This window comes from Vibrio cyclitrophicus (assembly GCF_024347435.1).
Classification (GTDB): Bacteria; Pseudomonadota; Gammaproteobacteria; order Enterobacterales; family Vibrionaceae; genus Vibrio; species Vibrio cyclitrophicus.
Genome location: NZ_AP025481.1, coordinates 1,534,507 through 1,558,971, shown reverse-complemented (window position 1 = coordinate 1,558,971; position 24,465 = coordinate 1,534,507). Strand labels below are relative to the sequence as shown.

Annotated in this window: 16 protein-coding genes and 2 pseudogenes; 8 read left to right on the top strand and 10 right to left on the bottom strand. The window is 43.0% G+C overall.

The features are described from left to right. Positions 1 to 123: 123 nt before the first annotated feature. Positions 124 to 612 carry an NADAR family protein gene (locus OCW38_RS21635; RefSeq protein ID WP_010432208.1) on the bottom strand — a complete coding sequence of 163 codons (489 nt, stop codon included), beginning with the start codon at positions 610 to 612 and terminating at the stop codon, positions 124 to 126. Positions 613 to 875: 263 nt separating this feature from the next. Then, a complete protein-coding gene (locus OCW38_RS21630) occupies positions 876 to 1,070 on the bottom strand; it encodes a PA3496 family putative envelope integrity protein (protein ID WP_004736928.1) in 195 nt (64 codons plus the stop codon). A 362-nt stretch (positions 1,071 to 1,432) separates the two neighbouring features. On the opposite strand from OCW38_RS21630, the pseudogene OCW38_RS23075 reads away from it, so the two are divergent. The 3 genes and pseudogenes from OCW38_RS23075 to OCW38_RS21620 all read left to right on the top strand — a co-directional run. After that, positions 1,433 to 1,816: pseudogene (locus tag OCW38_RS23075) on the top strand (ATP-binding cassette domain-containing protein); the annotation flags it as partial. Further along, a pseudogene (locus OCW38_RS23070) lies at positions 1,808 to 2,052 on the top strand (ABC transporter ATP-binding protein); the annotation flags it as partial. The pseudogenes OCW38_RS23075 and OCW38_RS23070, both read left to right, overlap by 9 nt. Further along, positions 2,049 to 2,594 (top strand): transcriptional regulator, encoded by a 546-nt coding sequence (locus tag OCW38_RS21620; protein ID WP_261896095.1) that lies wholly within the window; start codon positions 2,049 to 2,051, stop codon positions 2,592 to 2,594. The pseudogene OCW38_RS23070 and the gene OCW38_RS21620, both read left to right, overlap by 4 nt. 387 nt (positions 2,595 to 2,981) lie before the next feature. Here the strand turns inward: OCW38_RS21620 and OCW38_RS21615 are convergent, their stop codons facing one another. After that, positions 2,982 to 4,961: a replication initiator protein RctB domain-containing protein gene (locus OCW38_RS21615; protein WP_010432193.1), complete on the bottom strand. Its 1,980-nt coding sequence runs from the start codon at positions 4,959 to 4,961 to the stop codon at positions 2,982 to 2,984. A 1,260-nt stretch (positions 4,962 to 6,221) separates the two neighbouring features. Here OCW38_RS21615 and OCW38_RS21610 point away from each other — a divergent pair. The 4 genes from OCW38_RS21610 (at position 6,222) to OCW38_RS21595 (ending at position 12,728) form a co-directional block, all read left to right on the top strand. Next, a complete protein-coding gene (locus tag OCW38_RS21610; protein WP_010432190.1) occupies positions 6,222 to 7,439 on the top strand; it encodes a ParA family protein in 1,218 nt (405 codons plus the stop codon). Between the two features lie 5 nt (positions 7,440 to 7,444). After that, positions 7,445 to 8,419, top strand: a complete 975-nt coding sequence (locus OCW38_RS21605; RefSeq protein ID WP_016767931.1) for a ParB/RepB/Spo0J family partition protein — start codon at positions 7,445 to 7,447, stop codon at positions 8,417 to 8,419. Positions 8,420 to 8,512: 93 nt separating this feature from the next. Then, positions 8,513 to 10,651: a GNAT family N-acetyltransferase gene (locus OCW38_RS21600; RefSeq protein WP_261896092.1), complete on the top strand. Its 2,139-nt coding sequence runs from the start codon at positions 8,513 to 8,515 to the stop codon at positions 10,649 to 10,651. A 406-nt stretch (positions 10,652 to 11,057) separates the two neighbouring features. Then, positions 11,058 to 12,728 carry a DUF342 domain-containing protein gene (locus tag OCW38_RS21595; protein ID WP_010432183.1) on the top strand — a complete coding sequence of 557 codons (1,671 nt, stop codon included), beginning with the start codon at positions 11,058 to 11,060 and terminating at the stop codon, positions 12,726 to 12,728. A 145-nt stretch (positions 12,729 to 12,873) separates the two neighbouring features. Here the strand turns inward: OCW38_RS21595 and OCW38_RS21590 are convergent, their stop codons facing one another. The 6 genes from OCW38_RS21590 to OCW38_RS21565 all read right to left on the bottom strand — a co-directional run bounded on the left by OCW38_RS21590 (position 12,874) and on the right by OCW38_RS21565 (position 22,479). Then, positions 12,874 to 14,988, bottom strand: a complete 2,115-nt coding sequence (locus tag OCW38_RS21590; protein ID WP_010432180.1) for a type I secretion system permease/ATPase — start codon at positions 14,986 to 14,988, stop codon at positions 12,874 to 12,876. An 18-nt stretch (positions 14,989 to 15,006) separates the two neighbouring features. Further along, the gene (locus OCW38_RS21585) at positions 15,007 to 16,917 is read right to left on the bottom strand and encodes a bifunctional diguanylate cyclase/phosphodiesterase (RefSeq protein WP_010432174.1); all 1,911 of its coding nucleotides are present in this window, start codon (positions 16,915 to 16,917) and stop codon (positions 15,007 to 15,009) included. 5 nt (positions 16,918 to 16,922) lie between these two features. Then, a complete protein-coding gene (locus OCW38_RS21580) occupies positions 16,923 to 17,591 on the bottom strand; it encodes a transglutaminase-like cysteine peptidase (protein ID WP_010432171.1) in 669 nt (222 codons plus the stop codon). Between the two features lie 59 nt (positions 17,592 to 17,650). Beyond that, a complete protein-coding gene (locus OCW38_RS21575; RefSeq protein ID WP_261896089.1) occupies positions 17,651 to 19,042 on the bottom strand; it encodes an HlyD family type I secretion periplasmic adaptor subunit in 1,392 nt (463 codons plus the stop codon). 112 nt (positions 19,043 to 19,154) lie between these two features. Then, the gene (locus OCW38_RS21570) at positions 19,155 to 20,453 is read right to left on the bottom strand and encodes a sigma-54-dependent transcriptional regulator (RefSeq protein ID WP_010432165.1); all 1,299 of its coding nucleotides are present in this window, start codon (positions 20,451 to 20,453) and stop codon (positions 19,155 to 19,157) included. 70 nt (positions 20,454 to 20,523) lie between these two features. Beyond that, positions 20,524 to 22,479 carry a sensor histidine kinase gene (locus OCW38_RS21565; RefSeq protein ID WP_016767928.1) on the bottom strand — a complete coding sequence of 652 codons (1,956 nt, stop codon included), beginning with the start codon at positions 22,477 to 22,479 and terminating at the stop codon, positions 20,524 to 20,526. 167 nt (positions 22,480 to 22,646) lie between these two features. On the opposite strand from OCW38_RS21565, the gene pdxH reads away from it, so the two are divergent. Beyond that, a complete protein-coding gene (gene pdxH, locus OCW38_RS21560) occupies positions 22,647 to 23,282 on the top strand; it encodes a pyridoxamine 5'-phosphate oxidase (RefSeq protein ID WP_016767927.1) in 636 nt (211 codons plus the stop codon). A gap of 100 nt (positions 23,283 to 23,382) precedes the next feature. Here the strand turns inward: pdxH and OCW38_RS21555 are convergent, their stop codons facing one another. After that, a complete protein-coding gene (locus tag OCW38_RS21555; protein WP_010432139.1) occupies positions 23,383 to 24,102 on the bottom strand; it encodes a helix-turn-helix transcriptional regulator in 720 nt (239 codons plus the stop codon). Positions 24,103 to 24,465: the final 363 nt, after the last annotated feature.

Genomic DNA, 24,465 nt, shown 5'->3' with positions numbered 1-24,465 from the left:
TTACTCACACTGAGTCAACTTCCCAAGAAAAAGGCCGCCCTGTTCGCTGAGCGGCCTTTAAAATTCAGTTTTGGTGACGACAAGCCGTTTAGTTAAAATCCAGAATAGGTTAATGCTAAGCGGTCAGATACAGTAATCGGTCAAATGTGATGGCTGAGTACGCAGCTGTTGTCGCACCGCCATCAATATCTCGCCCAAACGGTTCTCGCCAGTTCCATCGCCCCCATCCCCCCAAAAACTATCTTTGTGAGAATGTTCTTTAATCACTGAATCACCCGTATTAGTAAGAAACAAAGCAAACTGCGGATTCTGTCTGAACTTCTCGGCCACGATGAACTCCATCACTTCAACACGAATATCGTACCAATCCTCACGTACTTGGTCTTCATAATCACGACTTAAGGAAAAGGCTTCTGCGGGCGTTCTGGCTTCGAGAATGATATTGCGTAACGCTTGAGAGGAGAACTTCATCGCTTGGTAATAATGTTCGCTGGTAGCCCAAATTTGGTCACCAACCTCGATAGGACAAGCTGCAAAGTTTGAAAGGTATCCGTTTGGATCTTCAGGTTCATAAAACAGCACCTCTTTCGCGTGAGCCACAGAATTAGACATAGCTTTCTCCTTACCAACGACATCGCATATTTTTGCGTTAACTTTAAAATTAGTGGCGTTGAATATTGCTGTCAAACCACTTAGTTCAAGAGTATGTCTTGAGCGTATATTTAGTTAGAAAGAAGGCATATTAAAAAGACGAGGCAGGTTTCAAAGGCAGGAATAAAATCATCCATATTAGGGGTTGGACATAGAAAAATCATAAAAACACTTATAAATCAAAGGGTGGCATTGCACCACCCTCTTAAATGCAATGGGAATGATTAGTGAATCAGACCTAACTCCCTCGCCTCTTCCAGACTCAAACCGCTTTCTCTAATTTCTCTTAGAGCCTCGATACGGCGACGAGCTTCAGCAGATTTCATTTTCTTCTCTGGTTTGAAAGATACTTCTTCTTCAGCATCCCACTTATTTGCAATATTTGTCATTTCATCATGGTTGATAGAATTAATGGACATGTTTTCCTCCGAAAAGCACCATGTAATGGACAGGTAATCTGTAGCAAATGCTATTTCGATTGTTAAGAAGTTCTGTACTGAAATGTGATGATTCCGACGCTTCACAAAGCTAATTAATAAATGCCTCATTTAAACTTTGCCAAAGCCATTTTCTGCAATTACATTTAAAAGATTCCCCATAAGAAATGTGGTTTGATCCAACTCTCATTTTCCCCTCTTTCAATGCTTCTCTTCTGCTGGAAATTCGTGAAATAACCCAAGATAAATTTCGAGGCACTTCATCCTTTTCGTGCTCGTCGCTTCCACTAAATCCAATACATATTAATGATAATGGTTATCAATATCATAACTAAGTATCAATCATGTCTATGGAAAATTCAGATACACCTCTTCTTGAAGTAAAAAATCGATGTGTCGACTACATCACCGATGACGGTGATTTCAATGCGGTCAAATCCGTTAGCTTTAGCATAGGCCAAGGCGAAATTTTCGGCTTAGCCGGAGAATCAAGTTGTTGCAAAAGCACTATCGCATTTGCCATTAACCGCCTGCAAAGCCGCCGGCTTTCATGTCAGGGGGAAAGATACTGTTTAAAGGGCAAGACCTATTGAGCTTGTCGGATAACCGCTTGAATACATTGCGTTGGAGTGAGATTGCGATGGTATTCCAGAGTGCAATGAACTCTGGAATACCCTGTATTAACCATCGAAGAACAATTTGCCGATGTACTACGTCATCACAAAGGGCAGATCGTCGAATGGGGATCAACTCAGTCGATCTTGACCAATCCACAACACCCTTACACTAGTTGTTGATCTCTGCAGTTCCCGATCCCAATCTACCATTTGGCGAACTCGTCAAAAATGAGCCAAACTATTCAATAGACGCTGATCGTATTCGAGATCAGAGCAGCGAAATACAGCATGAAATCAAACAAGTTGCCAATAATCACTTTGTAAAACAATGGGATAAAATTGCATGAATGAACTAGACACTTGGTTAGAGCGGATCGGAGATTGGTACAAAAACCGAAAGCATGATCAAGTGGACCGGTTAGAACCTTTGATCTTAACGCCTCCAGATGCACTCTGGGGGCCATTGATCACGAACGAGCAGAGCAAAGGCATCGCATGTTGGCTAGACGGATGCCTGAGAATCTTTACGTTTTATCGACATAAAGACGTAACGCTGACGACATCAACAAAGTTTGCAGCACCAAGCGCATTATCGCTCTCAAACGAGGCTGGTGGTTCGCACAATCAAGAAAAGGCCTATCAATACCTGATGTTTGCCTATAGCAAGCTGCAGGCCGTGTCATGCGACCCAAAATCAGAGCCTGACTTGCAAGAGTGGTGTACGCAGCGGCTCCAGCATTTATGTGTACTGGCTTTGGAATTTACTAACCAACAACAAGAACCGCGCTGGAAAGAAGAGTCAGAAAAACTGATCGAATCGCATGTGCGTTTTATGGCAAATCAGCACCAGAACGATGATCAAGGTAGTATTCAAAGTCACCTCCACTGATCAAGCCCTTCACGATCAAACATCAAATCAGAATCTCATCAGAGTTAGATCCGCAGAAAGAATGATCTAACCTTGATCATGCTTCGGCATCTAATTCTTTAAGCTATTGAATTTTAATGATTAGCTGAATTTCAGGCAAAAAAAAGCGAGTCCCTCAGGAACTCGCGAAAATCTATTCAGTATGATGTAACAAAATATGAGCCAATCTATTAATCATAAGAAAGGACAAAGGTTGTCTATTCGGGATAAATAATAATCAACTGGATGCGTTACATTGTCATCAATTTGTCAGCATTAGGTGCGATTTTAATCAACACCCAATGTGTTCAACCTATCCATTCATCGACCATCAATACGGGCTTACTGCTTGCGGGAAACGGATAATGGCTAATGGCCGATCGCCATTTCATCGAGCGCTAGGAATACATTCTCGTCCAAATGGCCTTCGTGAACTTGTTTACATACTTTGCGACGCACAGCCAAACCTGAGATCAAACGTTCAATCGACAAGTGTCGGTTGCTGGTGCTATCACGGTCGTTATACAACTCAATCAATCGACTCAACGTTTCGTATGGGATGACCTCATCTCCTACTCTCAGCCAATCAAGCTTCTCAATAAGCTCAGAGCACTCTTCTTTGATTGAGGCATGTGAGTGCCCTGTCATTGCTGATAAAGCCGTTATACTGCGCTCCAGGGCCTCTGCAGAGGTATATTTAGAGAGAGTTATCATGATCTCGTCGGCATTTATCTCAACAGAGTGTTTACGCTGTTTAACTCGACGTCCCAATTTACCTCTTGGTGACGGTGCTTTACGTTGGATAGGTTCAAACTCACCATCAATAATCTCAGACAGCTCTTCTAACTTCTGCTTAGATACCATCTCATTACGAAGTGGATTCGGTAACGTTGGTGCCATATTGCGCTTACCGGCGTTAGTGGTTCGTGCTCTTGAGTAACGTAATACCTCTTCCACGTTACACTTGATATCCACTTGGTAATCGGTCGTTTTTCCTTTTTCGATCAGCGAGGTGATCGTCAAGTGGTAACCCCACAAGTTCACTAAGAAGGTGTCTTCTTGATCCCCGACTTCACCTAACTTTCTGAGTTCACGTACCAGATCCATCGAGAAGCGACGCCAATCGATGTTACGAGCTAGTTTCTGATTGAGTTCGCTCAACAACATACAGTCCGTATGCCGACGTGCCATGCGGCTTCTGAAGTAAGAATACATTTGGAAAACCAAGGTATGCTGCTTCAGGATTTCTGGCGGGAATAGGAAGAAATAATCACGGGTTAGAAGCTCTTCATAGAACGAAGGTTCCCAGACTAGGATATATAGGTTCGGTTTAATGCGAATTTCGCCGTCAGAGCCTTCTGTAGGCGCTTCTTCCGACGCGGTAATGGTTCTCGCTAGGAATCGGAAACGATCACTCTTAAAGCCTTCTGGCATGTTCTCACTAAGCCAGCGGCCAGTAAGTTCATGAAGTTGGAAATCGGTAAACTCGATACGATCAATACTATCGCGGATAGAGTCACGAGCTGGACCACTGTCCTTCTTGCCTCGTAATGACAAAATATCCGTAATGTAGAGCGGTGTTTTGTTCGGGGTATGTTTTGCGTCTAGATGGTAGTCATCTTGGTGATGATCATGATACTGAACAGTAAGTGTGAATAACGCAAATAACGTCATCAGATCATCAACCGTCATAATATTTTTAGAAGATCGTGTCTCGATCACAGCTCGAGTGCCAGAGATCGAAACCATCGATTTTTGGTAGCTCTTGCGCGTTCTTGGTGGCGCTAACGCTTGATCAATAATCCCTGCCCAATTGGTTGGCGAAACAATGAATTGATCCGCTTCGTCTTTCATCGTTGGCGGGGTATTGAGTCCGTGTTCATTCAATAAACGTTTGTTTACTTTGGTTTGCGCCAGCGCTTTAGAACGTTTTTGTTTTTCATTTTGCTTAACGCTTTCCGTTACTAAGCTAGTAGCACCTAATACCGATATTAATTGGTTTGGATTAACAAAGCGATGCAACATAGTTTTACCTGCAAGACCTTCTTCAAAGCGAACTGGAAGTTGCTTGAAAAGACCGATATTTACAGCGGCTCTAAGCCTTTGTTGCAAAGCAGCTCGAGTTACTTGACCATCGGTTGATTCGATAATCTCAGTGGTAGAAACATATCCGTCTTTGCTACTAAACCCGCGTAGTGAAATTAGGTTAAGAAGCTCAACTATGCTTTTAGTGACACCTTTGAAGTGTTGATATTGTTCTATCCATTCAACGGCTGTTTCAGATACCTCAAATAAATGACCATCTTTGTGGCTTCGTGCCTTAATTAACAATTTCTCTTCTGGTTTCATTTTTGATCCGTATCACACTAACCGTAATTTCACTATAGTTCCAAAATGATAAAGAAAGAATGATCATAAAGAAAGAGAATTTATTGGTTTTTAAATAACTGATCTTTTTGATTAATATGATCTTAAATGATTAAGTGATCTAATGATCTGTGTGCAAATTCTAATTTAAGTGTTTGAATTTAAAGAATTAAAAAAAAACCACTTGGAAAGCATGATCATAAAGAGCACGAAACTATGATCATTAAACTTAAGAAAGCATGATCACAGAACTTCAGAACTATGATCATTAAGTGATTGTAAGCATGATCATTATTGATTCGAAAGCATGATCATTGTGCTTGTACAGCTTATCCACAGTCCACAATTCTTCAAGCACCTCTTCATCACTTCTAAGTCGCCAATGTGGATATTTTTGACAGCCAATTCATCGGAACAATGATCAAGTAATGGGGCTTTTATATCGTTGCTCCCCTCTTATGTTTAAAAATTGGTCGAGATTGTTCACACCGTCAGTGGTTGGGCACTTTTAGCTCGCATCATAATAAATCAGGAAGCATGATCATGAAATTGTCATGTTTCTGCATTTTCATTCTGTGTCGATTGAATTTCTAACCAATCAGGCCTTATAGAGCTTGAATCCCCATTGCAAAAGCATTTGTCCGTAAGTTAGCTATAAATTTATATGCTTCCGGAACGATATTTACTTGATCATTTTTCCGGAGGTTGATCATTTCGAACGGACATTCATACGGATCAATATTGATGAGTTTACACCTTGATCATGCTTCATAATATGGACTTATCAATTTTCTGACGTGTTATATATACCATGATCATTCTTCCGGTTGAGGCTCAATTCTCTTTTGTTTAGTGATGTCTCATCTTCGCTTTGTTTTCTATTAACCAAGCTCTTTTTTAGGTTTTACTCTTTGTTGGTTGAAAATCTGTCAATTTCTAATGCAAATCACACAAACCGTAATCTACGGCTGTATTTCAATCGTTCCGAAGTTTTTTCTCTGAAATTCCATTTACATTGTAAATAAGTGATGCTGTAACATTTAAAATGTAAGGTAGAAATAACACTGTTATCGGTGACAAAAATGGATGTTTTTGTGTTCATCTAAGACTAAGTTTCATCAAATTGTAAAAACTCAGTCTATTTTATGTGATTTTACTCATAAATGTATGTTCACGTTTTTGTTGTGTTTGTTGTTAATCGCTGTACAATTTGTACTTGGTTAATCATTACGGAAACTGGCAATGAAAAGAGAACAAACGATTGATAAGCTCTATCAGCTAGCCGAACAAACTCAACAAGTTCAGGCTGACCGAATTGAGATTATTTTGGAAGAGCGAAGTGATGAACATTTCCCTCCAATGTCTAAAGCTATGATGGAGACTCGTTCTGGCTTAACTCGTCGAAAATTGGATGAGGCTATTACTAAGCTTGAAGCGGACGGTCATCAATTTACCAAGAACAACGCCAATCATTACTCGATTTCATTGACCGAAGCTCATATGCTGATGGACGCGGCTGAGGTGCCAAAGTTCCATCAACGCAAGCAGCATGTTGACAATAAACCGTGGATTATCAACGTACAAAACCAAAAGGGTGGTACGGGTAAATCAATGACAGCGGTTCATTTAGCGGCGTGTTTGTCTCTGAATTTAGATAAGCGTTACCGTATTTGTCTAATCGACTTAGACCCACAAGGTTCTTTGCGCCTGTTCTTAAACCCACAAATTAGTGGTGCAGAACACGACAGTATCTATTCTGCAGTCGACATCATGTTGGACAATGTGCCTGAAGGCCAAGATGTTGACCTAGAATTTCTGCGCAAGAATGTACTATTGCCAACTCAATATCCAAACCTAAAGACCATTTCTGCGTTCCCAGAAGATGCGATGTTTAATGCTGAAGCGTGGCAAAGCCTGTCGCAAGACCAGTCACTTGATATCGTTCGCCTTCTAAAAGAGAAACTGATCGACAAAATCGCCGATGATTTTGATGTGATCATGATTGATACCGGTCCGCACGTAGATCCTCTAGTTTGGAATGCCATGTACGCATCAAACGCACTTTTGATTCCATGTGCTGCAAAGCGTTTGGACTGGGCTTCAACCGTTAACTTCTTTCAGCACTTACCAACCGTGTACGAGATGTTCCCGGAAGATTGGAAAGGGCTTGAGTTTGTTCGTCTAATGCCAACCATGTTTGAAGATGACAACAAGAAGCAGGTCTCTGTTTTAACTGAAATGAATTACCTGTTGAATGACCAAGTAATGATGGCAACCATTCCAAGAAGCCGTGCATTTGAAACCTGTGCAGATACCTACAGTACGGTTTTCGATCTTACGGTGAGCGATTTTGAGGGCGGTAAGAAAACGCTAGCTGTCGCTCAAGACGCCGTGCAAAAAAGTGCTCTAGAATTAGAGCGTGTATTACATAGCAACTGGCCTTCACTTAATCAGGGATAACAACAATGGCAATTAAAACATCTGACTTAAATGCGAAGCTATTTGGTAAAGCAAACAAACGTCGCGTAGCAACGCCGCAAGAAGCGCAAACTGCTGCTAAAGAACAGGCTCAAGTCATCGAGCTTTCTGTTGCAGGCGAAGATTTGGTTTCATTTGAATTAGTTCGAATTCCAGCAGCTGAAGTTGCGACTCGAACGGTTGTTTTTGAAGAGAATGCACGTGAGCAATCTTTCTTAAATGAACATGCGCTTTCTGACGTTCTTACAACGTTAAAAGAACGTGGTCAGCAATATCCAGCGGTTGGTCGTAAGAACAAAGACGGTAAGATTGAAGTTCTTGACGGTAGCCGTCGTCGTATGTCATGTATTTTGGCCGACAAAGAATTCCTAATTTATGTTGCTGAAAACATTAATGGCGAACACGCTAAGTTCTTATCAGACGTTGCTAATGCTCATAAACCACTTTCTCTGTATGAGAAAGGTAAAGAGATGCAAGCTAAGCTGGATAAAGGTGAAGCTGAAGACCAGAAAGCACTAGCGAAAATGTTCCAGTGCAGCGAGGCTTTGGTGAGTGGTGCGTTGAAAGCGGCTGCTTTACCGCTTGAATTGCTACAAGCTTACCCAAATGTGAGCGACCTTGGTCGTCCTACAATTGTTAAACTACACAAACAATTTGGTGGTTTGACTAGCGAACAGCAGCAAGCATTACTGGCGAAGTGTGATGCTTCAGAAGGCTTTGTATGGCAGCGTAGCGAAGCTCAAGGGGTCACTCGTTTAACGAAAGACGTGACAGAAACTTTGGAAGGTTGGATTCTTGAATTGGCGCCGGCTCCTGCGAAGAAAGCATCTCCAAAAGTTGAGCTTATTAAAGGTCGTGCATCATACAGCCGTAAGGGGTTGAACTTAGCACTAAACCTTAAGAAAGTGGATGATGCAACAATGGAAGAGATTCTAGCGTTCGTTCAAGCTAAACTCGATTAAGTCGACTGCTTTCCATCACTACTCTAGAGCCGCTTTATGCGGCTTTTTATTTGGCTGTGATAAACTGTGTTCAGACGAATCTGGACGCTAACTATGACAAACCCAACCAATACTTTTCTCCATACTCTTGCCGATATTGCTCAACATAATGATCACCGTTACGGCGTTGTTTTTGATGGTGACTTCAATTGGCAAAACATGGCTATTTCCGCCTTTCTTGAAAACGCCAAATCTCAAACTACTTTTCAGCTTGGTGGCGTTCCGCTTAACGACGTGACTCATGCTCCAGTAAAAAAAGGTCAGAAGCTACTTGGTCGCGAATGCCAAGTTCTTGTTTGTGATTTTAGAGAACAGTTTGACGCGAATGGTTTCAGTGCTGCATTGGGGTCGTTAATGGGGGGCGGTTTATTATTGGTGATGCCGCCAAGTGTTGGTAAATCTGAAACTGGGTTGGATTCAGATTTAGGCAAACGTTGGTTGAAAATGCATTTTGACCGATTATTTTCAGTTTCGCAGAGCAATGAATCCGTAGATGTGATTCAAGCGGGTAACTCACTTCCAGAAAAGAGAAAAACCGAAAAAGAAGTAGACCGATTTGAACAGCAAAACACGGCTGTAGATTTAGTTAAAAAAGTAGTCTTTGGACACCGTAAGCGTCCCTTAATTCTTACTGCCGATAGAGGTCGTGGAAAAAGCTCAACATTGGGTATCGCGGCAGCGCAACTTTTGCTTGAGCGTCCTGGTCTAAACATTATTGTTACCGCGCCTTCGATGAAAGCGATTGAGCCAGTTTTTTCTCACGCAAGCCAACGACTCGATTCTTGCGAAGCTATTAATGCGGCCTATATTTGCTATCAAGGTGGAAGCCTAAGGTTTGTAGCGCCAGACGAGTTACTTAAATCTAATCCAGATTGTGACTTACTTTTGGTGGATGAGGCTGCGGCTATTCCTGTTCCGATGCTTAAATCTATTGTCGATATTTATCACCGTATGGTTTTTTCGACCACTGTTCATGGATATGAGGGAAGTGGGAGAGGTTTTGGACTTAAGTTTGAAGCTTGGCTTTCTGAGTATCGCCCAGGCTGGAAAGGCTACAAACTTGAACAACCTATTCGTTGGAATAACAATGACCCGTTAGAACGTTGGCTGTTTGATTGCTTCCTATTGAATAGTGACTTATCAACTAATGACTCAGCTTTTAACGAGCTAACTAGTTTTGCAGAAAATGGAATAAATCATCTTAACTTGGTTGAGTTGTCCAAAGAAGATGGTCTTGCTTACCCTGAAAAACTTCAACAATGTTTCGCACTGTTGGTCGATGCTCATTATCAGACGTCTCCAAATGACTTAATGCAGTTCCTTAACAACCCATCTATTCACTTATACGCGGCTTGGCAGAAAGATAACTGTTTAGGCTGTGTGTTAGTGACGGAAGAGGGCGGTTTGGGTGATGAATTAATTCTTCAAATCCAAACTGGGAAACGAAGACCACAAGGTCATCTCGCTCCAGTTTTGTTGGCAAATCAACTTGGCTGTGCACAAGCGGCAACGAATCGTTGCGTTCGAGTGATGAGAATTGCTGTTTCATCCCGACATCAAGGTTTGGGCATCGGCAGTTGGATGCTGGCTAAGTTGTCTGAGCAAATGGAACAAACCGATTATCTGGCGACGAGCTTTGGTGCGACTAGTGAGTTGATTTCTTTTTGGCGAGATAATGAATTTTTACCTGTCCATATTGGCCACCAGCGAGATCAGGCAAGTGGATGTCACTCTGTGTTAATGGTTAAGCCACTTAACAAGATAGCTCAACACTGGATCAGTAAGCTAAAACATCACTTCGAAAGTAGCTTCTGTTTTTTGGTGTCCGGCTCTTTGGTCTCGCTTGAAACTGAAATGGTGCGAGCGTTACTCCCCAATATTTCTAATCCGATTTCTGAGTTCGAAATCCAACTTCTCAAGAACTATGTCGACGGTGGCAATAGCTACGACAGCATTGGTTTTAGTGTGTTGAAGCTGGTTTTGCTGAGTAATGCTTGTCAAATTCAGACAACTAATTCAGAGCTTGTGGGCAATGCTAGTTTCGTTGTCTCTGACTTAGTTATCGCGAAAGTGGTCCAACAGAAAGAGTGGGGGACATGTGTTGAACAATTTAGCCTTGTTGGACGTAAGCGAGCAGAGCTTCAATTTAGACAAGATGTCGGTGTCCTATTATCCAATTTACAGTGTAAATAGCGTAGCTGGTTTTTGAATTGGATTTACAGTGTAAATTAGAATGACGAATTTACACTGTAAACTGAACTTCAATATTGATTACCAACCTTTCCCATTATCCCCAGACTCATTCATATCATTGATTTTCAATTTTCTCCTGCTATCACTAAATCATACTTTGGCTAAACTAGTTTGAATTTAGCTGATTCACTATTCATTGCGTTTAACTTTAAATGGCGAAAGACATCCCACTCAACCTTTGTAAATACGAATTTGAAGATAAAATGGGTAAGTCTTATTTATGAGTCAGCTTTGCAAGATCGAAAGTAAGTGATGTGACGCTGATTATTCAAATGCGGAGATTCTAAGGTCTGAACGAATTATATAGACTGAATATCAACTGAGTCATTAGGGATACTCAATTCGAATGTGGGATAACATCGTTACATTGTCAGAAGACAAGCAACAAGTAGTTGCTCGTCTACCATCGGGAGTTGTGGTCGACGCAAGCTTCGACAACAAGCCACTACCATCAGTTTTGGAAACGTTAGGCGCGTCTAACTATTTTCTTTTTGAAGAAGAGGTGTTGCGCTTTGTGACTCTTGCTAAAGAAGGAAAAGGTGAAGCGTACGACGGTATGTTGATTGCTGAGGTGCGTGATGCAAGTGTTGCTGTCGAACTGTCTGATGATGAGATGCTCGCGAGTCTTGTGGTTACTGGGCCGTATAATGGTAAACCACTGCTTGGTAGTGACATCATTCACTGCTTAGCTCTGGCACACATAACAAAAGGGATTAATAAGTTAGCGCTCAGAAAAGTATTGATGATGAGTAGCAAGCTGAAACCGGGTGAAAAGTTTATTCAGCCGGTTGCTAAAGGTACACAACCGGTAAAGGGTAAAGACGCTAAGTTTGCCGCGTTAGTTGAAGATATCACGCGACAAGTATTGAAGCCACGTAGTAAAGACGAAGGCAAAATTGATATGCGAGACTTAGGGCAAACCATTACTGTTGGTCAAAATGATCACTTAATGAAGCGCACTCCTGCCACCAAAGGTATCGCTGGTTTTACGGTCCAAGGTCGAGTTATCCCGCCTCTTCCCGGACAAGACAGTTTGATTAAGCCCGGAAAAGGCACTTATATTTCCCCTGATGATCCCAATTTACTCCTCGCTTCATACCCCGGATTACCCATCATTAAAGATCGAACCATTGAAGTGGATGACGCCTTGTGTGTTAGCAACGTCGATGTATCCACCGGCCACGTTAAATTTAAAGGCAATGTGTTTGTCTCTGGAAACATAGAACCGGGAATGATAGTTAAGGCGACGGGGAGTATTACAGTTGGTGGTTTTATCGAGTCGGCCGAAGTTCAGGCTCAAGGTGACATTAAAGTCGCTAAAGGCATTATCGGCCACACTACAAAAGAGGGTGAGCCAAAAAGTTGTAAGGTATTTACGAAAGGATCTATAACAGCAAGCTATGCGCAGAATGCAGAGCTGCAAAGTGCGAATGACATCCGACTTGGCGTACACAGTATGAGTAACGACATTCGCTGTGGCAACAACCTTATTGTCATGGATTCTTTGAAGAAACACGGAACGCTCAGTGGGGGCGAAGCTAAAGTTGGCGGCAAAGTGGAATGTGTGTTCTTAGGCGTTGAGGGAGACACCGCGACCAAGGTCCATGGATTTGCACGTTACGATGGATATAGACAAAAGATTGTTGAACTAAAGGAAACTTATAAGCACGCTCAAGAGCAAACCATGGAAGTGATTCGTCAAGAGCTTGAATTTAAGAAACGCTCAAAAGCCGAGAGAACTGAGGCTGAAGCACTAGAAATAGAGCAGCAACGAGAAAAGAATAACCTCGCGATTGAGAATACCAAATCACACTTGGACACACTCGAAGCCGAGTTTGAAACCAACCTTGCTGAATGCACTGTTGAGGCTCATGAAAAGGTATATACCCGAGTTACGATTCAGTTTGGTGATGAGACAGTCACAACCAAGCGAACCCACGGCGGCAGCGTGTTCTCATTTAACCAATATGAGATCCAGTGTTCGTTTAAAATGGAACAAGAAGACCTCGCTCTGTAACCAAGAGATTTGGCGTTAATTAGTTAATTAGTTGATTGGTTGGTTTTGTTGAGTGGCTAATTAGGTGTGCGGCAAATATAAGAAAGGGGAGCTAATGCTCCCCTTTCTATTTCTACTCGCGTTTAAATTCGTTTCATTTTTCCAATTAGCTAGCAGCCCTTACTTTGCCTTGCTTGAGGTCTGATAGAACTTGTGCTTTTGGACCGTCGGCGATAATGCTGCCTTTTTCCATCACAATTACTCTGTCTACAATATCCAACATCGAAGTCTTGTGCGTAATAAGGATTAGGGTCTCACTTGGTTGCAATTGACTCAGCTGATGCTTGATGTGCATCTCTGAGCGATTATCCATGGCGCTGGTTGGCTCATCTAATAAAAGTACTGGCGGGCGACCTAGGAATGCTCTGGCAATGGCGATCGATTGACGCTGGCCACCAGAGAGCAAAGCACCGCCTTCACCGACTTGACGTTCTAAACCTGCAGGATCTTGCTGAGTAAAGGCGGTAACACCGGCACGGTTGGCTGCATCCATCACATCACGATCGTCGACTAGAGGGCGGCCTAATGTAATGTTGTCTCTCACTGAACCATAGAATAGGTTACTGTCTTGAGGAACACAGCCTATGTTGCGTCGTACGTCGACATGGTGCAGTTGTTCCATATCGGTGTCATCAATGCGTACATGGCCTTCTGTGGGCTTATACAGGCCCATAATCAGGCGTTCCAGCGTTGTCTTACCCGAGCCAATACGACCAATAATGGCAACTTTCTCACCCGGAGAAATGTTTAGGGTGAGATCTCTGATAGAAGCAACTGGAGAATCAGGATAATGAAACGTTACTTTATCTAGCGCAATATGGCCTTGGATAATAGGACGGTGGATGTAGCGTTTACCTTCTTCTTGCTCGTCTGGCATCGACATCACTTGTTCAATCAAAGTCATTGATGATTTCGCTTGGTTATAGCGGGTCGAAAGCAGCGACAACTGAACAAGAGGGCCAATGGCACGGCCGCTCAACATGGTTGCGGCAATTAAACCACCCATAGTGAGTTCACCTTCCGCAATGAGATACACCCCGAAAATGATCATCCCAACGTTGGTACTTTGTTGAACGAAGCCAGCAGTGTTTTGGATGCTGTCGGTGATACGTCGACTTTTAATGTTCCAGTTTGCCATATGAGCAACGGCTTCTTCCCAGCGGAACTGAAATTGGCTTTGCGCGCTGAACAGTTTAACCGTCTCTAACCCAGCCAAACTTTCAATTAAGTTCGCGTATTTTTGAGAAGCAAGACGTGACCCTTCTTCAATCGTACGACGCAGTGGTCCTTGGATTAACAGTGCGTAGATAATCAGGACTACTACACCAGCAACAGGAACAAACACGAGGTTCCCTGCCATTAACCAAATTAAAGCAAGGAACATCAACGCGAATGGTAAATCGATTAATGAACCAATAGTTGCAGAGGTAAAGAACTCACGAATAGACTCGAACTCTTGCAGGTTTTTTGCGAAAGCGCCAACTGAAGCGGGCTTGGCTTCCATGCGAATCCCTAACACTTTGCTGAAAAGCTTAGAGGAAATAAGGATATCGGATTTCTTACCCGCGACATCAATAAAGTAACTTCGCATTAATTTTAAAAGCAGGTCGAAAAGGAAGACGACAAAAATACCACTCGCCAATACCCATAGGGTTTCAAATGCGAGGTTAGGTACTACTTTGTCGTATACCAAACGAGTAAACATTGGCGCAGCAATCGCGAATATATTGATCAGAATAGAGGCAATCAACACATCTCGATAGATGTTTTTAGATTCCCAGATCGTACTCCAAAACCAGTGACCCTTACGTGTTTTTAGGACTTCTGGTGAGCGCTCATCATAACGGAACTGTTTTTTTACTAGGAAGTAACGACCGATGAATTGCTCTTTCAGCTCGTCTAGTGGAATGATGATCGGCACCATTCCACTCTCTGCTGTGATGATCTCTGCTTCTTGTTTTTCTGAATCAATACTATTCAGAACGCATGCCTCGCCCTGCTTGAGAAGTAAAATAGCAGGTAGAATGAGGTGAGGAATACTTTCTAAGTCGCAACGATTTTCTTTCGCCACTAATCCTGCTCGTTCAGCTGAACGAGGGAATAGGAAAGGGGTTAGCTTCCCATCAGATAGTGGTAGCCCATTGATCAACGCTTCGGGCGAGTTAGCTAACCCGTAATACCGGCTAACGTAGATCAATGAGTTCAATAGTGGATCTTGCATGTGATATAACCCTTACAACTATTTATCAACAATGAAGCCTTGGAACACTTCTACGTAGTTATCAGACAAAATGTCTAATTGAGTCTGAGTTTCGATTCGAGACGCAATAGTTGTCACGCCTAGGTTGTGAGCGGTTCTAGAGATTGATGTTAAGGTGAATTTCTGTTTTTCGTCATCAAGGTTATGTGTGAACAAGTAATCGAGCTTCACATAGCTTGGACGGTATTCGTTGATGTAATCGAGCGATTGGAAATTACGGCCGTAGTTATCGACACCAAACACCGCATCTGCGTTACGAATGGTGTTACACAATAGCGCCGTGTAGTGTGGAACATTGATGAAGCAACTTTCTGGAATCTCAAAGTGAAGCAAGTGTGCGATAGAAGCGTTTTGATCCAGAGTATTTCCAATCCAACGGATAAAGCTTGGTTGAGAAATACTGCTCGGTGAGATGTTGATAGCAATTGGGCTGGTCACCTCTTTTGCATTCAGTTTCTCAATCATCTTCTCGATAACGTATTGGTCGAGAATGTGGCTCATTTCAAGTTGTTCTAGTGCGTATAGATACTGGTTAGCCCCGTAACGAACACCCTCTTTCTCAATCGCAGAGAACACCTCTTGGTGATACGTTTTGCCAAAAGCGTTATTCGCCGCTTGCAGACGGAAAGTCATTAGGTCGTTGATGATCGCTTCTTCAACCAGCATGCGCCATTGTTGTTTGCCCATCACTGCACCGTGGTCATCAGCTGTTACGTAGCCGTAAGCTAGCTCGCGGTTTGCTTTCGCATTTGATAATGCGTTATCCACCAGCGACATAATTTCGGTACTGGTTTTTCTCTTGTTACTGTAGGTAACACCAAGTGCAATGTGTGGATTCGCCATACCGGTTGGATCTGAACCTAGGTTTTGAATGCAGTTTACGATACTGCTCGCGACGAGTTTAAGTTCGCTCTCGTCGATGTTTGGCATAATAAAGCCAAATTCGTCACTAGAAATTCGAGCTATAGTTATATCTGGCGATGAAATCGAAGCTTGCAGCAGATCGGCAAGTTGGTGTACCAATGCATCGCCTTCTTGATAACCTTTTTCATCGTACTCTTCACTAATAAACTCGGCTTTTAGTACCGCTAAACCACCTAAACTTGACTCTTCTAACCACTGAGTTAACTGAGACATGTAGTAAGCGCGGTTACCTAGTTGAGATACAGGGTCGATATAAGCGCGTTCACGTAGCTTCTGCGCTTCTTTCGCTTGGTTCTTAAAGGCCTGTTCAACTTGTGTCGACATGTGGTTAATTCCATCAACCACTAAGATCAAATCTTTTGTTTTCGGACGAACCAATGGTTCACCAAACTGATTCTTGGCGATTTGATCCATTTTGGTAATGATCAATGAAAGAGGACGCAGTGCTCGTTTAAGGATCCAAGAGATAGAGACCAAACCCAGCAAGAAGATGGCTCCAAATATGGTCACTAAGCGCGTAAATGCTTGCCAAAGTTGATCGTAGGCTGGGCCTGGATGGCTTACAATCTCGACTTCTGCCAGTTGCATCCAACCACTGGTAATTACGCGACGGTCATGAACCGGTTCAAACAGGTTAAGGTTGGTAAACCACTCTGGTACGCCTGTTGGTTTTACTGGGTATGAGCGAAGAATGTCGTCACCGCTGTCGAGAAAAATCAATCGTACGACAGAGTAAGAGCTGCCATCAAACAGGGCGTTGATAACAGACTCTACAGCCACCTTGTCCTTTTCTTCTAGGTAAGGGGCGAGAGCCAGTCCAACAGTATTAATGGTATTACTTACCTCAGAGCGTTGCTGCTCTTCTAAGTATCCACGGGTGGTGTTGAATTCGATCATAAAAACTGACGTCATCAGCAATATGAACACTGCAACCATCCCGACCACAAGCTGTTTATATAAAGTCATTGTACCTACTCATCGTAATTGATAATGGGTTTGTTTAATTTAAGAGAGCGCTCACGAGAACGTAAGTCGTTCCATAAGCTCAATCGTGAAGATTTCCCTGCTAGCTTTCCGCTGCCTGCTGCCGACTTGATCAACCAAAGGTTTTTACCGTTGAAACTGTATATCGGTCGCAGGTCTCTGCGTTTGGAGCCGCGTTTTATTTCAGGGTTTAAGTTGTCTAAAATTAGTGGTTCGGCACTGGGTGTTGAGTAGTATGCCAACACCATATGGAATTGGTTTAGCTCAAGTGCTTTTACATACACTAATCGTAATTTTTTATCTGAGACGCCCAGTTCAAGTAAAGAGAAGTACTTTGCGATAGTGAAATCTTCGCAGTCACCGGCGTTGCTTCCCAAAAATTCCAGTGGTGTCGCCCAATAGTCGTTCTTTCCCCAAAGTATGCTGTCGTCGACAAAGTACATTTGGTTAAAGAACTGGTTAACAGACTCGAGTTTCTCTTTTTCACTCAATCCATCGTATGACGTCATATTTGAACGCCATGTTGCGACTCGCTTTCCGGCTCTTTCCCCATAGGTTTCAGAGACGGCATCTATCCATCGTTGGTCGCTCTTGTTCAGCGCCCCAGAGGTAAAAGAGGTAAGGACTAACAACAAGAGCGAAAATTGAGACTTCATAGCCTCTGCTCTTGTCTGTTTTCCGAGTGTTTAAAGACGTTGTAAACCATCAAGCGTCCTTACTCTTTTAGTGCGTTATTTTGAGCGCTGAGGATCGGTTTCAACATGTACTCAAGCACAGTTCTCTTGCCGGTTATGATATCGACTGAAGCCGTCATACCCGGAATAATAGGTAGCTCTTCATTGTGGCCAAAGCTGTATTTCTCGGTACGTACACGCACGATGTAATAGCTATTGCCCTCTTCATCTTGGGTAGTATCGGCACTGATGTGTTCTAACACGCCCTCTAGACCACCATATTTAGTGAAGTCATAAGCGCTAAATTTAACAATGGCGGGCAGCTCAGGGCGTAGGAATGCGATGTCTTGTGGGGCGATTTTGGCCTCGACTAATAGAGAATCTTCAGTCGGTACAATCTCTACGATGTCCATACCCGGTTGGATAACACCGCCCACGGTATTAATACCAAGCGTTTTAACGGTGCCAGTTACAGGAGAAACCACCACTGTCCGATTTACTCTGTCTTCAAGCCCAACCGAAGATTCTGTCATTGCTGAGAGTTTGTCTTGCGCTTGGTTGAGCTTTTCCTGTTGTTCTGAGCGGAAGCTCAATGCGGCATCGATACGGCTTAGCATCGCTTCTTTAATCGCTGAGCGTAGGAGAGGGATTTTGAGCTCGCTAGAGGTCAATTCTCGACGAGTATCATTCACTTGTCTTTGAAGCTTGAGTAGCTCAATTCTTGGTACTACCCCTTCATCTGCAAGTGGTTTGGTGATGTCTAGTTCTTGGCGAGCAAACTTATAACTCTGTCTCAAGTTATCGACACGTGCTTTTATCTCAATTAAATCTTGTTGTTTCTGTTCAACTTGTTGATCAAAAACGGAAAGTTGGTTTTTTAGGTTGTTCAAATCTTGGCGGTATTCTGCTTTTTGGCGATTGACCAATTTAGGCTGAAGCTCGTAAAGTGCGGGTGGGAAGGCAAGTTTACCGTAGTCTAGAAGGACACTTTTTTTCCAGTTCTCGACCGAGAACTCTTCATTGATCACGACACTGTTAAAGGAAGCGGAAAGCATTAAAACGTTGGCGGTTAAGTTGGCGACTTGTTGTTCGCGTTCTCGGAAGTCAGAACGAAATCGAGTATCATCGATCAAGAGCAACTGTTGACCTTTTTGAACTTGTTGACCTTCTCGAACTAATATCTCTTTTACCAAGCCGCCCTCAAGGTTTTGCACCACTTGAATCTGGGAGGAGGGGATGACTTTGCCTTGGCCAACGGTGACTTTGTCGATTTCGGCCCATGCAGACCACCCAATAGCAGTAATAAAAAACAGAACGATCACCCATAGCATAATACGCGCACTGGTTGGCGTATTGAGGAGCAGCGCCGCTGTCTTATCATCGACGTACTCAAGTTCGGTTTCGTTCAATTTGCTGAAATTCTTCTGACTCATAACAGTCCTTGTTCGCTAAATAAAAGTGCAAGCCTATTGAGTGTATTCTTACTTTTGATAAATGTTAAGATTTTGCTCCTTTAAATCTTTGAATTTATATATTTTTTAATTCTTATCGATTTTTGAAATCCGTTTTATCAAGTTGGTGCTTTCTTAGCTTGTCATACAGTGTCTTTCTCGATACTTGCAGCTCTTGCTGTACCTCTTTTAATCGTCCTTGGTGGCGATGTAGTGCTTCGATCAAGATGATTTGTTCAAAGCTATCAGTCCGCTGACTTAGTGACTGCTGTTGTTCTTCTATGCTGACATCAAGCTTATTCTCACCAACTTGCTCATCATCTTCATTACTGTCGAGCGGTGGCTGCTTGATTTGCGTTAGTACTCTGAGCTCGGCATGTTGACGAAGTTGTCGAATGTTTTCACTCCAATGAGTGGCAATTAACCGTTGAATCTCTTTTTCAGTAATAACAGGCGGTGGTAACTGATATCGACTTGCCGCACCGCGAGCAAAATGTTTGAACAAAGAGCCAATGTCTTCTGTTCTTTGCGCCAAAGGTAGTAAATTAAATCGACGTAGTTCATTGGTAATTGTAGTAGGAACTATTGTGGTTGCGATAATGATACAAGTTGCATTGGTCTTGCATGAGTTTTCACGAAGTAGAATGGGTTTTAGACGTGCCAACCACAGCCACTGTTCTTGAGTTAGTGCTTGTGTTTCATGAATATAGATCGTTCCACCTTGATATTTGTGGAACAGTTGTAAAACAAACTGCTGAAATGTCGCTTCATCGCTGCGTGGTAAATTGAAGGCGGCGATTGGACAAAGCTCTGCTGTGTGATGACTGTGTAAATCATGGGTGTATTGCGCTGTAACTCTTTTTCCTGTTCCTATGTCTCCAACAAACAGCAGTAGTGGGGTTTCTTTACAGTTCAGAGTGATTAACTCACGGCGTAAGGCCTGCATCGCTGGTGATTGACCGATCAGTTTTGGCCCTACTTGATTTTGCATTGCCAATTCTTTTCTTAATAGGTTGTTCTCTTCAACTAATGCGAGTTTATCTGCTGCTTTTTTTACTGCTGTCAGCAGATCGTCGACCACAAAAGGTTTCTCTAGAAAGTCATAAGCGCCGGATTTCATCGCAGATACCGCTGTTTGGACGTCACCATGTCCTGTGAGCACGATGATTTGAAAGTTGGGGTTATGGCTCAAAAGCTTGTGGGTGAATTGAATGCCATCCATTACTGGCATGTGAATATCTGTTATCACGATTCCTGCTTGCGCGACGTCGATCTGCCTCAATGCCTCAATGGCATTGGGGAAACAGACGATAGTGATGCCTTCTATGAGCATGGCTTGTTCTACAGAGTCCCTAATCGCGGGTTCGTCATCGACAAAATAGAGTTTGGGCATAGAGTGCAAAAGCCGAGTCCTTAACAATGGTGTGAAATTGGCATAATCGTGAGTAAACAAAACAAGGGAACTAACCCTGATTCTTATAGAGTGGAATATTTAACGAGAATACCATGCCTGACGGCTCTAACTGTGCTGCGTTAATCGTGCCGTGATACGCTTCAATGATTCGCTTCGAGATCGATAGACCAAGCCCTAAGCCTTCTGGTTTGGTGGTGAAAAATGGGTCGAAGAGCTGTTCAAGCTTATCTTTAGAGATACCTATGCCGTTGTCCCATATGATCAGCTGGCAGGTGTCATTCTTGCGCTGCCATTCCACTCCAATTTGTGGGATCGTTTGTATGTCTAAAGCTTCTAGCTTGGAGCTTTGCTCTTCTAAGATGCTTTGCCCCGAGGTTTTTAGTCTTGGAGTTGACTGTTCCATAGCCTGCTGCTGAAGTGCTTGAGTCGCGTTGTGAATCAGGTTAACCAACACTTGTTCTAGCTCAGTTGGGTGAATGGCTAGATTTATGTCATCCGGCATTGTACTTAACCTCAGTGTAATGCCTTGCTTAATCATCAGCGCACTGAGAATACTGGTGGCGTTATTGACCGCTTGATGCAAGTTTGCCACGTGATGCTCTTGCTTGGTGACTTTGCGGGTGAAGACCTTGAGGCGCGCGATGATCTCAGTAATTGATGTATTTAAAGCAATCATTTTATCTAGGTTGCTTTTGACTAAATCTGTTCGTTTCATTTCAAGCAGCTTCAAGCTGTTCTCGCTGTAAGTTCTCAGCGCTGCAAGTGGTTGGTTGATTTCGTGATTAATGCTAGCCGACAATTCGCCCAATACCGCTAACTTAGCCGTCTGAGTTAACTCTTGTTCGGTCTGCTTTAATTTCAGTTGTGACTCTTGGTATTGAAAGATGGTTTGTTGGAGCTGTTGGTTAGATTGCTTTAAATAATGAGTTCGTTTATCAACGGTCTGTTCTAGGTTCTCATTGAGTCGAGTTAACGCGACCTTCGCAATGTAGGTTTGACGCCACGACCAAGCAATCAGCATCACCAAGCTATAGATGATAATAAAGATGACGTCGATCTGTAGCACTTTAAGCAGCTCGGCTTTTGTCTCTTTTAGCGCAACGACTTGATACTGATTATTGCTAATAGGGGCAGGATATAGGTTGAAAGCACCAAGTTGAAACAGCTGATTGGAGACGAGTTCTTTTTGAATCTGATTTGGTTGAAGATCGTTAGGTTGGATTGTGTCGTTAGCTTTTTGTTGAAGCTTTGCCGATCGAAAGTCTTCGATGATCGAAATTTCACTTTGGCCGTATTGCCGCTGAGTCGCTATCTCTGTTTGTTGTTGTTCACTTAATGGCAACAGTGAATGATACAACCACGAAGTTTGGTTCGACAGAAAGACCACTTGGTTGGAATCGAGTACTACGATCTCAAAATCATCGCTGGTTAGGATGTTTTCGAGATTCTCTAAGCTTACTTTTACTGTGATAACGCCGACTATTTCTTTATCGGTGTACAGTGGCGAGGATAAGAAATAGCCTCGTACATTCGAGCGAGCACCGAGCGCCACGTATTGTGTGTTGTTGCCCTTTATTGCAGAGGCAAAGTAAGGGCGAAACGAGAAGTTTTCTCCAACAAATGTGCGGGGTTGTTGATAATTACTGGAAGCGACCACTGTGCCGCTTCGGTCATGAATATAAATGGTGTCAGCCTGGCTTTGGTTCGACCATTCAAACAACAATTTATTAAGCTGTGTTACGGTTATCTTGTCGGTTTGTGGTGATGAGGTGAAATAAGAGATCAGGCGTGGGTCATGACTGAGTAAATCGGGGATCTGTTTGAACTTATCCAGCTCGGAGTCGATTTGCAGATTCGCTTTGTTGGCTGCTTCGTTGAGTTGCTGAGTAACGATTTTCTCTTGGAATTGTACGGCAAGAAAGTGAGTTGCAGTCAGCCCTGCAGCTCCCAATATTAGTGAGAATAAAACAAAAGGTGTGATTAGGTTGGGCGATTTTTTAGTCACTATAAACTCAGGTTACAATCAGTTTACATATAGACTATCAATATGACGGTTAGCGTACCGAGATCTCGTTAACACAGAGCACCTTCTGTAAGACAAAACCAAGGCTTAGACTTGTGTTTCAAAGGATTACGGCGCAAAATCACAAAAAAATCAAAAGGAGCAACCAAATGGAACTGACAGACATTCGTCGTGAATACGCTCAGGGTGGATTGAGACGCAAAGACTTGGCCGCAGACCCAATTGACCAATTCAATCAATGGCTAGAACAAGCCATTGAAGCTAAGTTGACGGATCCTACTGCAATGACAGTAGCGACAGTTGACGAAAATGGTCAGCCATTCCAACGAATTGTGTTGCTGAAAAATGTTGATAAAGATGGCTTCGTTTTCTATACCAATCTAGGTAGCCGTAAAGCACACCAACTTGAGCACAATAGCAAAATTAGTTTGCATTTCCCTTGGCATCCTCTAGAGCGACAGGTTCATGTCACAGGTACAGCTGAAAAGCTGACCGCGTTGGAGAACATGAAATATTTCACATCTCGCCCGAAAGAAAGCCAATTGGCTGCCATTGCAAGTAAGCAAAGTAGCCGAATCTCAGCTCGCGGAATACTGGAAGGTAAGTATTTAGAGCTTAAGCAGAAGTTCGAGAAAGGAGAGATTCCAGTGCCTTCATTTTGGGGTGGTTTCCGAGTACGCGTTGATAGTATTGAGTTTTGGCAAGGTGGCGAACACCGTTTACACGACCGTTTCTTGTTTTCACGTCAAGACAACAGCTGGGACATTGACCGCCTAGCGCCATAATCTGTTTTATAGATTTGCTAACGGATTAACTGCTTTAAAAATACCGTTGATTTGGTGACTAAACACATCAAACAACGGTATTTTTTTGTCTGACTCTCGCTCATTCGCTGTGCAGAACCACGGAAATCTGCTTTTTGAGCAGGGTTTCGGGGATCACTGAGCCCAACCCCGAGTCCAATGCATACTCAATCAATTGGCTTTTGCTGCTCGCATCAAATTTTTGCTTCAATCTGGCGACATGGCCTTCGACAGTCTTAATTGAAATATTTAACGTTAATGCAATGTATTGCGGTTTCTTGCCGAACAGCAGCAAAAATAGCACTTCTGATTCTCGCGAAGTCAGTCGTTTTTTGAGTTTAGATGTGCGTGGCGTTGAACCTGCAATGGATGTCTGACCATCTTTGGCACCTGTCGCCTGGCAAACCCAATGACCAACCTCTAAAATTGCGGTGTCAGTTAGTTCTTGACCGTAGAAGATCGTGCCTTGTACGTTGTTGTTTGCATCAAGCCAAGGGGTTTTGGTAAAAATATGCGCGTGCCAGCGTCCGTCTGGGTAGGGGTGAATATCAAGAATCTTCAGGGTAGTGCGTGTTTCCATCACATGCTTATCTTGAGCCCTGAAATCTTGCGCACACTCAGTGGTTTGACTCGGCATATCGAAATCGGTCAAGCCAGTGCAACTCTCGTTGGGTTTTAAGCCAATCAATTGGTTGTAGGCGAGGTTCGCGTAAACGAAAACCGACTCAGTATCTTTGCAGCCCCAGCAGCCTGGGAGTTGTTCAAATAAAGAACGATGTATGGCATTGAGTGACTCTGGCAAGGTTTTATCTCGTAAGCAGAAGTATGTTAATGATATCAGTTTCTTATAGCGCTGCAATGGCAATTAGAGGCTGAATCCTGAGAGATAAATAGAGCTTGAATCATAGTTAAACGAATTGTTGGTTTACTGTATATATCAAGAGTGATTGGTGATCGAAGTGACTGGTTAATAGCCGAAAAAAAGCCAGCCTGAAGAAGGGCTGGCTAAAGACAAGATATGTCTTGTCGACATGTAGAAGATTTCAGATTAATTCACGAGGGTCATGTAAATTAACCTAAGGTATCAGCTAGATACCTAGAGTGACTTACTACTCTATCGATAAATTTACTCCTAGGAATGCTTGTGCATAAGGGGGGAATTCCC